This window comes from Brevibacterium sp. K11IcPPYGO002 (genome assembly GCF_050920635.1).
Lineage (GTDB): Bacteria > Actinomycetota > Actinomycetes > Actinomycetales > Brevibacteriaceae > Brevibacterium.
In genome coordinates this window covers 3,153,175-3,166,946 of the sequence record NZ_CP131929.1, presented here as the reverse complement: position 1 = coordinate 3,166,946, position 13,772 = coordinate 3,153,175, and the positions used below count along the sequence as shown (strand labels likewise).

Below are 13,772 nucleotides of genomic sequence, written 5' to 3'. Positions count from 1 at the left end.
AGAGCCACCTCGGCGGCGGAAGAACCTCGCCGAGGTGGCTTCGCCGATTGCTCAGGCCGTGACCTTGCGCAGCGAATCGATCTTCGATTCCTCGCCCGGCATGACGCGCTTGACTCCGTCGCCGAACGCGGATTCGAGGACGCGGACGCCCTTGACGAGGGAGGCGAATTCGCGTGGTTCCATCGATGCGGACTGGTCGGATCCCCACATAGAGGAGTCCAGGGTGATGTGACGTTCGATGGTCGCGGCACCCAGAGCGGCGGCAGCGAACGAGATCTCGAGGCCGAGCTCGTGTCCGGAGTAGCCGACGGGAACTCCGTAGCGTTCGCGCATGGCCGGGATCGCCGTGAGGTTGACCTCTTCGGGAGGCAGCGGGTACGTGGAGGTGGCGTGCATGAGCACGAGCTTGTCACGGTCGAAGACCTCGACGGCCTTGTCCAGAGTCTCCCAGTCGGACATGCCCGAGGAGCACAGGACGGGCTTGCCGGTGGCGGCGATCGCGCGCAGCAGTTCGAAGTCCGTCAGCGAGGCCGAGGCGACCTTGTAGGTCAGGGCATCGAATTCGGTCTCGAGGAAGTCGAAGGAGTCGGTGTCCCACGGGGAGGCGAACCACTGGAGTCCGACTTCCTTGGCGTATCGGTCGATCTCGGTGTACTCGTCGATGCCGAACTCGACGCGATGCTTGTAGTCGATGTAGGTCATCTCGCCCCACGGGGTCGAGCGCATCTTCGACTTCTGATGTTCGGGGACGGCCACCTCGGGGTTGCGCTTCTGGAACTTCACTGCCTGCGCACCGGCGGTGACGGCGACATCCATGAGCTGCTTGGCGATGTCGACGTCGCCGTTGTGGTTGATGCCGATCTCACCGATCATGTACACGGGCTGGTTCGGGCCGACGAGGTGCTCTCCGATGGCCACGGGGGCGAGTTGATCAGTCATGAAACCTGCTTTCGGTTGGCACGCGAATTCTCCGCGCGGTGGGTGAACTGCGGCTGCTGCCGCAGTGAGGTCAGGGTCGGATTCGGAAGGGGGTCGGCCGCCTCGGCGGGGATGGGAATGAGGTCGCAGACCTCACGCACTGCACCCCGTCCGCCCGGCCGGTCGAGGATGACGCGGGCGGCGGCGAGGACTCGCGGATGCGCGTCGGCGACGGCGACGGGCCAGCCGACGACGTCGAAGGCCTCGAGGTCGTTGATGTCGTTGCCGACGTAGGCGACGCGAGCCGGGTCGAGGTCGTTGGCGGTGATCCATGCGTCGAGGATGCCGGCCTTGTTGTCGATGCCTTGGGCGACGTCGACGCGCAGCTTCTCCGCCCGGCGGGTGACGACCGGGTTGCGTTCCTTCGACAGGATCATCACGGGCACCCCGGAGTTCACGAGGCGGGAGATGCCCATGCCGTCGCCGCGGTGGACGCGAACCTGTTCGTTTCCGTCCTCGTCGACATAGGCGCCGTCGTCGGTGTGGACGCCGTCGAAGTCGGTGACGAGGGCGTCGACGTCGATGACCTGGGCGGTCTCCTGAGTCGAGGCGATGGCGCGGACGAGGGTGAGGTCGGACATGTCGTCGATCTCGCGGGCGTGCTCGGGCGGGACCTCCTCGATGCCGATGCGGCCGAAGAAGCGGTGCTCGTGCTCGATGAGGCCGGAGGTGCGCATGACGTAGAACGCGCCGGTTTCGTTGAAGTGCTTGGCACGGTCCTGGCGGCGCGGACGGAAGCTGGCCTCGTGTCCGACGGCCACGGCCCGGGTGCCGTCGTCGAGGCGCCACAGGAAGGAGTGGTCTTCGACGGCGGAGAAGACGACATCGGCGTGGTCGTCACGGACGGTGCGCACTGCGTTCTCGATCGAGGCGGAGTCGATGAAGGGCGAGGTGCACTGCATGAACACGGTGATGTCGAAGTCCTCGTCGAGGGTCGACAGGGTGTGGATGAGCGCGGATTCGCTGGTGGCGGTGTCGCCGGCGATCTCGGCGGGGCGGTGGGCCACCTCGGCGCCGGCGCGCAGGGCTTCGGCGGCGATTCCGTCGTGGTCGGTCGAGACGATCACGCGATCGATGCTGGGGCTGGCCTGGGCGGCGTTGATGGCGCGGGCGAGCAGCGAGATTCCGGCGACCTTCTGCAGGTTCTTCAGCGGAATGCCCTTGGACCCTCCGCGTGCGGGGATGATCGCGACGGTGCGGTGGGGAGTGGGGGAGGTGGTTTCTGCTGGGGTGGCGCGGCCTGCCGCTGGGGAGGCGCTGCCTGCAGGGAAGGGGCCTACCGGGGCACTGCCTGCCACTGGAGTGGTGCTTTCTGCCGCCTGGTCCGCGGCCACGGTGGTGCGCGCATCCGGCTTCATTTCTGACTGAAACTCGGCTGCGTTGGGCTCGTAGGTCGTCGAATGGTCATTCACAATGATTCGACGCTAACGACGGGGTGTTACCTCAAGGTGAACACGCCATGTCGCCGAGGCGACCCTCCGATGGCGAACCCGTGACGGATGCACCGGTGGGCCGCGGGCGGTGGGTGCTGACTGGGCAGAGCCGGTGGGAGCCTCATCGACTTTTGTGCAGGTGCGCGACAACGTGTCATCGACTTTTGGACGGATAATCCGGTTCGAACATGAGTATCTGATCAAAAGTCGATGACGAGTGGAACAGAAGTCGATGACGCTCGGGACAGAAGTCGATGACGCTTGGCGCGAAGCCGACAGCGGCGTGATTCGACGGAGCCAGTGCGGGGCACAGGTGCACGCCGACGCCGACGGCTCAGCGCCAGGTGATGTTCCACATGCGGTTGTTCCAGGCCGAGAACGGGATGACTTCGCCGGTGTAGATGGGCCAGAAGTAGGCGAATGCGAGGATCGCTGCGACAAGGAAGATGCCGACGCTCAATCGTCTGGCGAACAGTGCCGCCGAGATCCGGGCGAATCGCTGCTTCTTCGAAGGGGCAGCGGCCACCTGTCCATCGCCCGCAGGCACCCGACCCCACACCAGGGTCAGACAGTACGTCACGGCCAACACGACGAACGGCACCATGACGATGGTGTAGAAGGTGAAGATCGTCCGCTCCTGGTAGGCGAACCACGGCAGCCAGGTCGCGGCGAGGCCGGCGAGGATGACGGCCGGGCGGACGTCTCGGCGGATGATCCACACGACGAGGCAGACGAGCACAGCCAACGCGGCCAAGCCCCAGATCACAGGATTGCCCACCGAGGTGATCGCCGACGAGCACTTCGCGACCGTGCACCCCATATCGCCCTTGTCGTAGGACTCGTAGTAGAACGACGTCGGCCGCCACTGCACGATCCAACCCCACGGGTTCGACATGTACGGATGTTCCGAGTCCAGGCCGACGTGGAACGAGTACGCCGTGTAGTGGTAGTGCGCCAACGACGGCAGCCAGTCCAACCACTTCGGCAGCGCACTCCACCAACCGAAGTTCTCCGCAGCCCACTGCCTGTCCCACGCATCGTCCGACCGGATCCACCCGGTCCAGCACGCCACATAGGTCACGAGCGCGATCGGCACGAGCTTGAAGAACGACGGGATGCTGTCGCGGATGAGCATCCCCAGCCACGGATGTACGACCCCGGCCCGAGACCGCGAATGCACGTCCCACAGCACGAGCAGAATCCCGAACACCGCCAGCGCATACAGACCCGACCACTTCACTCCCGTAGCCAGGCCGAGGCTGATCCCCGCCGCGAAGATCCAGGGACGCGCGCCGAGGCGGGGCCCGAAGTTGATCACGTCCCTTGACCTGGTCCGAGGCCGACGTCGGGTGGCTGCGGTTGGCGGGGCCGCCTCGGTGAAGGGGACGGCAGAGATCGACTCGCTGAGTTCGGTCGGGAAGGTTCGGGGAACCTCGGATGGGGAGGATGGGGTGGAGACGGCCGCCTCGGTGGGGGTCGGTGGGGGAGAGGCGGCCGCCTCGGCGAGGGGATCTGAATTCTGCTGTGGGAGGGCCGGTGCGAAGCTGTCGATCTCCGCGGTGCGCTGGGTCCAGCTGGCCAGGCGCTTCGTCACCTGCTCGCGGTCGAGGAGGATGAAGAAGAAGGCGAGGAGGACGAAGGCCATGAGCACGATGTCGAGCAGGCTCGTGCGGGAGTGGACGAAGTGCTCGCCGTCGATGGCGAGCAGGCCGGCGGCGACGCAGGCGAAGAATGCCGAGCGGAAGAGCTTCCACGCGATGACGCCGAGGAGGAAGATCGTCAGGGTGCCGATGATCGCCACGGTGAAGCGCCAGCCGAATGAGTCGTCGGCGCCGAAGAGGTCGATGCCCCACCCGATGAGCCATTTGCCCAGGGGCGGGTGGACGACGTATTCGGGAGTGGGCTCGATGACGCTGGGGTCGCCGGTGTTGAAGGAGTCGTCGGCGTTCTCGGGCCAGGAGCGTTCGTAGCCGAAGTTGAAGACCGAGTAGCCGTCCTTGACGTAGTAGGTTTCGTCGAAGATCAAGCGGTGCGGGAAGTCGAGGCGGAAGAAGCGCAGGGCCGCACCGATTCCGGTGATGACGAGCAGTGCGGGCCACATCCACCGTGGCGCGCGGGTGGCCCACATGCCGGCGTGGAAGGTTTCGCGGCGCATCGCAGCGGCACCGGCACGCACCTTTTCGCGTTTCCTCGCCAGGCGCTCGCGGGCGATGCGCCTGGTGGGGGCCGGGGAGTCTGCGGTGTGTGTCATCGGAGTCCAGTTTAGAGATCTCGGCGGGCGGGGCTCTCATGCGACCCGCAGGAACGGCAGCGGTTGTTGCGGGGGTGAGTCGCCACAGCATGAGGTTCGGCACCTTGAGCAGGATTCTTGGGCATTCGCCGACGTGCATCACTAGAGTAGTGGGAGACAGCCGGAGTCAGAGCGAATGGTGCACAACGTGTCGAACAACCCCAACTACCGCCCGAGCGATCCTCCCCAGGTCGGCTCGCAGCAGTTCAACAACAACTACGGGTCCCAGCCGCAGTACGGTCAGGGGCAGTCGGGACAGTACGGTTCCGAAGCGGGCCAGTACAGTTCCGACGCGGGTCAGTATGGGTCCGGTTCAGGACAGTATTCGCAGGGGCACTACTCGCAGGCACAGCCCTATGGGCAGCAGAACTCCTATGGACAGCCCGGCGCCTACGGTCAGCAGAACGCGTACGGGCAGTCAGGCGGATACAGCCAACAGGGTGCATACAGCCAGCCGAACGCTTACGACGCCTACAGCCAGTCCGGCGCCTACAGCCAGCCCGGCGCGTACAGTCAGCCGATGACCTACGGTGCGCAGCCGGTCTTCGTCCGGCCCGCACCCAACAAGATGGCCGTGTGGTCGATGTGGATGGGAATCACCGGAATCGGCGGCGGATTCGTCTGCGGTCTGCTGTCGATGATTCCGTTCATCGGCGTCATCTTCAGCATCATCGCGATGCTCCTATGGATCGCACCGGTGCTCGCCGTGATCTTCGGCCACATCGGCCTCAACCAGATCAAGAACACCGGCGAAGACGGCCGTGGGCAGGCGATCGCCGGGCTCATCATCGGCTACGTGACCATCGCCCTCGGGCTCATCATGGCGATCATCATGATCGGCATCCTGGGCATCGGCTTCTTGGGCATGATGAGCAGCTACTGAGCCGCCGGACGCGACCGCGGATGACCGCCGAGGTCACCCTGGCACGGGACCGCCTCGTGTGACTTGGGGCCGTCCGCCCGGGACACTGCGTGCACCCTGAGTTCACGCGGGTACGGGACGGTCGGGCCGTCTCGGCGAGGGAATTCTGCAACCTGTGGTGCAGGACTGCAACACGATTCGGCCACCGCGCTCGCCGCAGGTGGGTAGCGTTGATCTCAGACATCGGGACATCCGTCGATCACGGCCCGAAACAGCCCTGACGATCAACGACAGCCAGCGGAACGGAACGGACATGAACACTCGCGTACTGCCCCTCGGGACCACCTACACCGGGTCGAACGGTTCGGCCCACGCACCCGCAGCGGCCCACGCACCCGTCGCGGTCCGCACGCCCGCACCGGCTCGTGTTTCCGCACCGGTCCATTCGCCGGCCCTGGTCCAGGCGCCGGTGACCTACGGGAACGGGGCACCGGTCGTCGTCTACCAGCAGGTGGCGCCGACGAACTCCTCGTCGATCGTCGCGCTGGTGCTCGGCCTCATCTCGTTCATCTCCTCGTTCTTCTTCCTCGGCATCGTCGGCATCATCTTCGGCCACGTCGCCCGCTCGCAGATCAAAGCCCGCGGGGAACGCGGCAACGGGATGGCCGTGGCCGGGCTGTGGCTGAGCTACCTGAGCGTGCTCTTCTGGGTCGGATTCTGGCTGGTCTACTTCGGCGTCATCGCGCTCATGATCGGCGCAGCGATCGCCGCCGGAGGAGGAACCGTCAGCTGACCGCCCCGCCAACTGTGACTGACCTGTAACCGCCCCGCCTTTTGCCGCCACCGACGACTCTGTACCGTTGAAGGCAACCACAAGGAGACTTCGCCATGAGCAGCCAGAACAACTGGAACAACCCGGACATGTACTACCAGCAGCCCCAGTCGAGCGCCGGCGGCTCATACGGTGCCCAGTCGTACAGTCAGAACAGCGCCTCCGCTGCCAATGCGCAGTACGCCGGCGGACCCGGCTACGTGTACCAGCCGCTTCCGCCGACGAATGTGCTGGCCATCGTCGGCATGTGCGCCTCGATCTTCGGCTTCATCTCGTCTGTCTTCATCGGCGGCATCGCCGGCATCATCATGGGCCACATCGCCCGCAAGCAGATCCGCGAACGCGGAGAACGCGGCGACGGCATGGCGATCGCGGCTCTGTGGGTCGGCTACATCGGCACTGCGCTGTGGATCCTCTTCTGGGTCTTCATGATCCTCCTCTACGTCGGGTTGTTCGCCGTGCTCTTCGCGGCTGAAGGCGCTTCGTGACCGAGGATTCCACGATTCCCGATCGTGAGTTCTCCTCGAACGAGGAACCCGCCGAGGCGGCCGACCACCGAAACGACGACAACCCCACCGAGGCCGCCGACCACCGAGCCGACGACCTCGCCGAGGCGGCGCCGTCCGATGACATCGACCACACAGACCACGCCGAGGCGGCCCCGCCCGACCAGACCGATCAGACCGACCCCGCCGAGGCGGCCCCGCCCGACCTGACCGATCAGACCGACCCCGCCGGGCTGAGCTCCGGTCCGAACCTCACCGGCGGTCGACTGATCCTGGTCGGGACTCCGATCGGCAACCTCGGTGACGCGAGCCCGCGGATGCGGGAGGCCATCGAAACGGCCGATGTCATCGCCGCCGAGGACACGCGTCGGTTCCTGTCGCTGGCGCAGCGGCTCGATCTCACGCACACGAAACGGGTCATCAGCGTCTTCGACCACAACGAGGGCCACCGTGCTCCCGAGCTCGTCGAGCTCATCGCCGCCGGTGAGACCGTTGTTCTGCTCTCCGACGCGGGAATGCCCGCCGTCTCCGACCCCGGCTACCGCGTGGTCAAGGCCTGCGCCGAGGCGGGACTTCCGATCACGTCGACACCGGGTCCGTCCGCGGTGCTCATGGCGCTCGCAGTCTCGGGACTGCCGAGCGACCGGTTCAGCTTCGAAGGGTTCCTGCCGCGCAAGTCCGGGCAGCGCAAGACCCTGCTGACCGAACTCAAGGCGGAGAAGCGGACGATGGTCTTCTTTGAAAGCCCGCACCGGATCGCCGATGCGATGGACGACTTCGCCGAGATCATCGGCATCGACCGGCCCATGGCCATCAGCCGCGAACTGACGAAGACCTACGAAGAGACACTGCGCGGAACCGTCGGTTCCCTGCGTGATCAGGCTGCCGGGGGACTGCGTGGGGAACTGACCCTCGTGCTCGCCGGCGCCACCGAGGTCGAAACGGCCCCGGAGGACCACCTCGGCGAGGTCAGCGCGCTGGTCGACTCCGGAGTGCGCGCGAAAGACGCGGCCGGGCAGGTGGCGAAGAAGTTCGGCCTGTCCAAGCGCGACGTCTACGAGGCCTGGCTCCACCGCGAGTGACGTGGGCGAGTGTGACCGTGACTTGAACGTTTTCCGTTGTGGATTGCTGCGGCACACCCAGAGTCAGAAAGCACGGTTTCAAACAGGTGCTTTTCAACTCAAACTGGGCCGTCAGCGACAATAGCCACCGATTCCGACGGTGAGGGGCGGTGGAACAGCGTTGCGACTCGTGCTCAGCGTGCTGTTGATCCGACCTTCACTGAGCCACCTTACGCATGTGGACGTTCGGGTTGTATCCACAGTCTTCGAATCGGGTCTTGTCGCCGCTGACAGCATGTCGACATGGTGGCGACATGAAGAGCAATGTCGTTTACTTTCAGGACCTGCGGAACGTCGGAATCTCAACGACGGATATCAGAGGAGCGTTGGACTGCTGCCTGAAGAAGCTGTCTCGAGGCGTGTATTCGGTGATCCGAAGGTGCAATGTCAGCTCACACAAGCGGTTCTCCGTTTTCGCGACGGACATCGCCTGGCTTGAGCAACACGAAGCGAACCTGACCAGAGAACCTGCTCAGGCGCGCAGGTATGAAGAACATCGGAAACGCCTGCAGATCATCCACTATCCGCACTTTCGCCCGGATGACATCGTATGCGGAGTCTCAGCTGCGCGATTACACCGGATCGGGATGTTCAACGAGCCGGATCAGCCAGTGTCGGTGTTCCATCCGGCGGCGAGCACGCGGACCAGTGAACTGGTGCGTCGGCGCAGGACGATCGCGGCGGAAGACATCTGCACTGTTGCCGGGCTGCGGGTGACGACCCCGGTTCGCACTGCGCTGGACCTTCGAAGCGAACTCGGAAACGCCGCCGGATTCGCAGCGATGGAACAAGTGCTCCGTCGCCGTATGCTCGGCGACGACGAGGACCTCATTTTCAGACTCGGGTATCCGCCCACTCTGCTCGGCGATGTTCCCCAAACGCAGATCGACCTCTTTCTGGAGCCGATCATACGTCTGGCCAAAGGAAAGAAGGTTGCGTCCAAGCTGGCAAGGCTTGCGTCGCCCCTTTCCGAAAGCTACGCGGAGAGCCGAGCGGCGTTCAATCTGCATCTGCTCGGACTGTGTAACTTTGCCCAACAGATTGAAATCCTCGACGGGGGTCGTCTGCTGACGAGACTCGATTTCCTGCTCCGTGAGGACCAGGTAGCTCTCTATGTAGACGGGGCTCAGAAATATGTCGATGGAGGCTTCGACGTCATGAACAAGGAGAGCCGGCAGCACAATCGTCTGCTGGCGATGGGTTACAAAGTAGTGCGCTTCAAGTTCAATGAGGTCCAGTCGCCGAAGCAGTTCGGTGAGAAACTGTTCCACCAGGCTCCTGAGCTCCGTGGGCGGTGCCGCAATAGGCTTGTTCTCTGACTCCGTCTCGCGGTGTCTCCTCCTCACGTCGTACGGAGCTGCGCAGTGCTTTCAGCGGAGTCGAGAGCGGCGGCTACACGGTTTGAGGCGCACAGCACGTGTTCAAACAGGGGCTATTCGACTCAAACGGTGCTTTCGCGGTCGAAGGTCCCGCACCCGCCCATGCGTGCCCGTCGCACCGCGTCCCTTAGACTGAGTTCCCTATGGGTTACTACTTGACGACAGCGATTGCCTACCCCAATGGGGCCATTCACATCGGGCATGCCTATGAGTACATTGCGGCCGACACGATCGCCCGGTTCAAGCGACTGGACAATCATGATGTGTTCTTCTGCACCGGCACGGACGAGCACGGACTGAAGATGCTGCAGGCGGCGAACAAGCTCGGCATCACCCCCAAGGAACTCGCTGACGACAATGCGAAGAACTTCCGCGACACCCAGCTCGCCCTCGGCTCGACCTTCGACCGGTTCATCCGCACCACCGACGACGACCACTACACCGCGTCGCAGGCCATCTGGCGCAAGCTCGAAGAGGCCGGCGACATCTACCTCGACACGTACTCCGGCTGGTACTCCGTGCGTGATGAGGCCTTCTACACCGACGACGAGACCGAAGTCGTCGACGGTGTCCGCCTGTCCAAGGAAACCCGCACCGAGGTGACCTGGACCAAAGAGGAGTCCTACTTCTTCCGCCTCTCGAAGTACCAGGACAAGCTGCTCGAGCTGTACAAGAACCACCCCGAGTTCATCGGTCCCGACTCCCGCCGCAACGAGATCGCCTCGTTCGTCTCCTCCGGGCTCAAGGATCTCTCCGTCTCCCGCACCACCTTCGACTGGGGCGTGCCCGTGCCCGGCAACGACAAGCACGTGATGTACGTGTGGATCGACGCCCTGACGAACTACATCACCGCCGCCGGCTTCCCGGACGACGACGAGAAGTTCGCGAAGTGGTGGCCCGCCGACGTCCACATCATCGGCAAGGACATCATCCGCTTCCACTCGGTCTACTGGCCCGCATTCCTCATGAGCGCCGGCATCGAGCTGCCCAAGCGCGTCCACGCCCACGGCTTCCTCTTCAACTCCGGAGAGAAGATGTCGAAGTCCGTCGGCAACGTCGTCGACCCGCTCGACCTCGTCGACGCCTTCGGCCTGGACACCCTGCGCTTCTTCCTCTTCCGCGAGTTCTCCTACGGCCACGACGGCTCGTACACGAAGGACTCGATCATCACCCGCAAGAACTCCGACCTCGCCAACGAATACGGCAACCTCGCCCAGCGTTCGCTGTCGATGATCCAGAAGAACTGCGACGCCCAGGTGCCGCAGCCAGGCGTTCTCAGTGAGGCGGACGAGAAGCTCCTCGCCCTCGCCCGCGCCGTACCGGAGACCGCCCGACGCCACGTCGACACCCAGGCTCTCCACCTCTACGTCGAGGCCTGCTGGAAGGTGCTGTCCGAGGCCAACCGCTACTTCTCCGCGCAGGAACCGTGGAAGCTGAAGAAGACCGACCCCGATCGCATGGCCACCGTGCTGTGGGTGACGATCGAGGTCGTACGCATCATCTCCATCCTCATCCAGCCGGTCATGCCCGATTCCGCGGGCAAGATCCTCGACCTCCTCGGTGTGCCCGCCGGCAGCGGTGAGGCCGGTGCGAAGGTCCTGCCGACCGCCGTCGATTCCGGATCCGGCGCCGAGGCGATGGGTGCCGTGTCCGCGGGTGCGGGCATCGGTGTCGCCGCCGGTGCCGCCTACGCTTCGGCCGCCCTGGCGCCGAACGTCGCCGAGGCCGCTGCCGATGGCATCGCCGCCGCCGAGGCGGATCCCCGGTCGTTCGCGGCCGTCAAGTTCCCGCTCGAGCCGGGCACGCCCCTGCCGAAACCCGAACCGGTGTTCCCGAAGTTCGTGGAGGAGACCGAATAATGGCCTCGCGCGCCGCCGGAACCTATCCACCGGTGCCCGAACCGCTCGCTCACCCCATCGTCGACACCCACACCCACCTCGACATCTGCACGGGTGTTCGGCTGCCGTTGGGCGCCGGCGAACCGGAACCCGAGGTGACCCCGGAGACGGACGAAGAGTTCCCGACGCTGGATTTCTTCCATGACACCGCCGCCGAGGCAGGTGTCCGTCGAATCGTCCAGATCGGCTGCGACCTGCCGGCAGCCCGGTGGACGACGGCGCTCGTGGCATCCCAATATTCAGGCACCCCCGCCGAGGCGGCCACGCAGGTGGGATCCCTCGCCGAGGCGGCCGACCCCCGCACCGTGCCCACTCCTCCTGCCGAGGGGCGGACGTGGATGATCGGCGGAGCCGCACTGCACCCGAACGAGGCACCGCGGCTGGCCGAACGCGGCCTGCTCGACGACGCTCTCACCGAGATCGAATCGCTCGTGAGCTCGCATGAGCGCATGCGTGTGGTGGGGGAGACCGGTCTCGATTACTTCCGCACAGCAGAGGAGGGCGTCGCCGAACAGCAGCGCTCCTTCCGTGCCCATATCGAGATCGCCAAGCGCACGGGACGTGCACTGCAGATCCACGACCGGGAGGCACACGCCGATGTGCTGCGCATCCTCAAGGAGGAAGGCGCCCCCGAGGTCACGATCTTCCACTGCTACTCCGGAGACGAGGCAATGGCCCGCGAGTGCGCCGCGGAAGGCTACTACATGTCGTTCGCCGGCAACCTCACGTTCAAGAACGCCGACGAGCTGCGGCGGGCCGCGGCGGCGGCTCCGCTGGAGCTGCTGCTGACGGAGACCGACGCACCGTTCCTCACCCCGCACCCGCACCGCGGGAAGCCTGGAGGTCCCTACCTCACGGCAATCACGGCGCGGAAACTCGCCGAGGTGCGTGGAATGAGCGAAGAGGATCTGTGTGCGGCCGTGTGGACCAACGCGGAGCGGGCCCTCGGCAGCTGGGACTGAGGCGGGCTCAGCCCTTCGCTCAGTGAGCGAGGTAACGAATCGGTGCGCCGCCTCGGCGAGGAAATATCACGATCGGGAATGCCCCTAAAACATGGGGAACTCCAGGTCAGACACGCCCTCAGGAAACTCACACCGTTACATTTCCGTGATATTTTGCGAACCGTGTAACGAATCGGTTACAGTAATCAGGTCGATAAACTCTGCTCAGGGATATTTTTGTGATTGATTTTCTGAAGAACCGCAAGGTTCAGATCGCTGCACAGGCGGTCGTGATCACCGGACTCGTCGGTGGCACGGGCGCGGTTGTGACCATGAACAAGCCTGTGACCTTGGAGGTCAACGGACAGGCCGAAGAGATCCGAACCTTCGGCGGAACGGTCGGGGACATCCTCGACAGCCACGAAATCGATGTCGATAAGCGCGACCAGGTCAAGCCCGGTGTGGGCACCAAGGTCGACCGTGACATGACGATCACCGTCAACACGGCGAAGAAGGTGGCGCTGTCCGTCGATGGCGAGGAAACGAACGAATGGACCAACGCGAACACCGTGGGTCAGGCTCTGGCCGACCTCGGCGTCGACGCGAAGGGCGCCGATCTCAACGCGAAGGCCAGCCAGCGGCTGAAGGACGAGGGCAATGACATCGAGGTGACCACGTCCAAGGACCTCACCGTCGTCGCCGATGGCAAGGACCACAAGGTCTCGGCCGCTGTGGGCACCGCCAAGGAGGCGCTCAAGGACACGGGCGTCAAGCTCGACAAGGACGACTTCCTGTCCGTGCCGATGTCCGCCGAGGTCTCCGACGGCCAGGTGCTCACCGTCAACCGCGTGAAGAACGACACCGTCAAGGACAAGCAGACCATCAAGGCCAAGGTCGAGACCAAGAAGTCCGACTCCCTCTACGAGGGTGAGACCAAGGTCGAGACCGAAGGCAAGGACGGCGAAAAGCAGGTCACTTACAAGGTCAAGACGATCAACGGCGAAGAGGTGAAGAAGGAGAAGAAGGACGAGAAGGTCCTCTCCGAGCCCAAGGCCAAGATCGTCATCCAGGGCACCAAGAAGAAGGAAGAACCGGCGGACACCGGCGGCTCCGACTCGGGTGATTCCGGCGATTCCGGTTCGGGTGACTCCGGTGACTCGAGCACCGGCGGCGGCTCCGGCGGCGGTTCCATGTCCACCGCTGAGATCAAGGCGATGCTCGGCGGACCCGGTTCCAAGTGGTACTCGGTCGTCGAGTGCGAATCGAACTTCAACCCCCGTGCAACGAACGGCACCCACTTCGGCCTGTTCCAGTTCCTGCCTCAGACCTGGCACTCGGTCGGCGGCAGCGGCAACCCGTCGGATGCCAGCCCGCAGGAGCAGTTCAAGCGTGCGAAGATCCTGCAGGCCAAGGCCGGCTGGGGACAGTGGCAGTGCGCCTGATCTGAGGCATCGATCGGCCGAAGTCGCGCCCGAGGTGCGACGGCCGACGATGACTCAGCACGGCGCGCGGCGCCACCACAGACCTGGCCG

Annotated in this window: 11 protein-coding genes; 8 read left to right on the top strand and 3 right to left on the bottom strand. The window is 64.7% G+C overall.

The features are described 5' to 3' along the window. Positions 1-51: 51 nt before the first annotated feature. The 3 genes from QYM46_RS14540 to QYM46_RS14530 form a co-directional block, all read right to left on the bottom strand. Complete coding sequence (locus tag QYM46_RS14540) at positions 52-939, bottom strand: N-acetylneuraminate synthase family protein (protein ID WP_432789519.1); 888 nt, start codon at positions 937-939, stop codon at positions 52-54. After that, positions 936-2,390 carry a cytidylyltransferase domain-containing protein gene (locus QYM46_RS14535; protein WP_432789518.1) on the bottom strand — a complete coding sequence of 485 codons (1,455 nt, stop codon included), beginning with the start codon at positions 2,388-2,390 and terminating at the stop codon, positions 936-938. Before QYM46_RS14535 ends, QYM46_RS14540 begins: the two co-directional genes overlap by 4 nt. A 355-nt stretch (positions 2,391-2,745) precedes the next feature. Continuing rightward, positions 2,746-4,662 (bottom strand): dolichyl-phosphate-mannose--protein mannosyltransferase, encoded by a 1,917-nt coding sequence (locus tag QYM46_RS14530; RefSeq protein ID WP_432789517.1) that lies wholly within the window; start codon positions 4,660-4,662, stop codon positions 2,746-2,748. Between the two features lie 187 nt (positions 4,663-4,849). On the opposite strand from QYM46_RS14530, the gene QYM46_RS14525 reads away from it, so the two are divergent. The 8 genes from QYM46_RS14525 to QYM46_RS14490 all read left to right on the top strand — a co-directional run bounded on the left by QYM46_RS14525 (position 4,850) and on the right by QYM46_RS14490 (position 13,682). After that, a complete protein-coding gene (locus tag QYM46_RS14525; protein WP_432789516.1) occupies positions 4,850-5,584 on the top strand; it encodes a DUF4190 domain-containing protein in 735 nt (244 codons plus the stop codon). 292 nt (positions 5,585-5,876) lie between these two features. Then, entirely contained in the window at positions 5,877-6,356 is a 480-nt protein-coding gene (locus tag QYM46_RS14520) for a DUF4190 domain-containing protein (RefSeq protein ID WP_432789515.1), read from the top strand. A 95-nt stretch (positions 6,357-6,451) separates the two neighbouring features. Then, positions 6,452-6,883: a DUF4190 domain-containing protein gene (locus QYM46_RS14515; protein WP_432789514.1), complete on the top strand. Its 432-nt coding sequence runs from the start codon at positions 6,452-6,454 to the stop codon at positions 6,881-6,883. Further along, the gene (gene rsmI, locus QYM46_RS14510) at positions 6,880-7,983 is read left to right on the top strand and encodes a 16S rRNA (cytidine(1402)-2'-O)-methyltransferase (RefSeq protein ID WP_432789513.1); all 1,104 of its coding nucleotides are present in this window, start codon (positions 6,880-6,882) and stop codon (positions 7,981-7,983) included. Before QYM46_RS14515 ends, rsmI begins: the two co-directional genes overlap by 4 nt. A 293-nt stretch (positions 7,984-8,276) precedes the next feature. Continuing rightward, on the top strand, positions 8,277-9,341 hold the full coding sequence (locus QYM46_RS14505; protein ID WP_432789512.1) for a hypothetical protein: 1,065 nt from the start codon (positions 8,277-8,279) through the stop codon (positions 9,339-9,341). Positions 9,342-9,544: 203 nt separating this feature from the next. After that, complete coding sequence (gene metG / locus QYM46_RS14500) at positions 9,545-11,260, top strand: methionine--tRNA ligase (protein ID WP_432789511.1); 1,716 nt, start codon at positions 9,545-9,547, stop codon at positions 11,258-11,260. Then, positions 11,260-12,261 carry a TatD family hydrolase gene (locus QYM46_RS14495; RefSeq protein WP_432789510.1) on the top strand — a complete coding sequence of 334 codons (1,002 nt, stop codon included), beginning with the start codon at positions 11,260-11,262 and terminating at the stop codon, positions 12,259-12,261. Before metG ends, QYM46_RS14495 begins: the two co-directional genes overlap by 1 nt. Before the next feature lie 218 nt (positions 12,262-12,479). Further along, entirely contained in the window at positions 12,480-13,682 is a 1,203-nt protein-coding gene (locus tag QYM46_RS14490; RefSeq protein WP_432789509.1) for a ubiquitin-like domain-containing protein, read from the top strand. Positions 13,683-13,772 lie beyond the last annotated feature (90 nt).

Excerpts from the sequence above, each read along its gene's own strand:
- QYM46_RS14540 (WP_432789519.1), bottom strand. The coding sequence starts at position 939 with ATGACTGATCAACTCGCCCCCGTGGCCATCGGAGAGCACCTCGTCGGC.
- QYM46_RS14530 (WP_432789517.1), bottom strand. The coding sequence starts at position 4,662 with ATGACACACACCGCAGACTCCCCGGCCCCCACCAGGCGCATCGCCCGC.
- QYM46_RS14520 (WP_432789515.1), top strand. The coding sequence starts at position 5,877 with ATGAACACTCGCGTACTGCCCCTCGGGACCACCTACACCGGGTCGAAC.
- QYM46_RS14515 (WP_432789514.1), top strand. The coding sequence starts at position 6,452 with ATGAGCAGCCAGAACAACTGGAACAACCCGGACATGTACTACCAGCAG.
- QYM46_RS14505 (WP_432789512.1), top strand. The coding sequence starts at position 8,277 with ATGAAGAGCAATGTCGTTTACTTTCAGGACCTGCGGAACGTCGGAATC.
- metG (WP_432789511.1), top strand. The coding sequence starts at position 9,545 with ATGGGTTACTACTTGACGACAGCGATTGCCTACCCCAATGGGGCCATT.
- QYM46_RS14495 (WP_432789510.1), top strand. The coding sequence starts at position 11,260 with ATGGCCTCGCGCGCCGCCGGAACCTATCCACCGGTGCCCGAACCGCTC.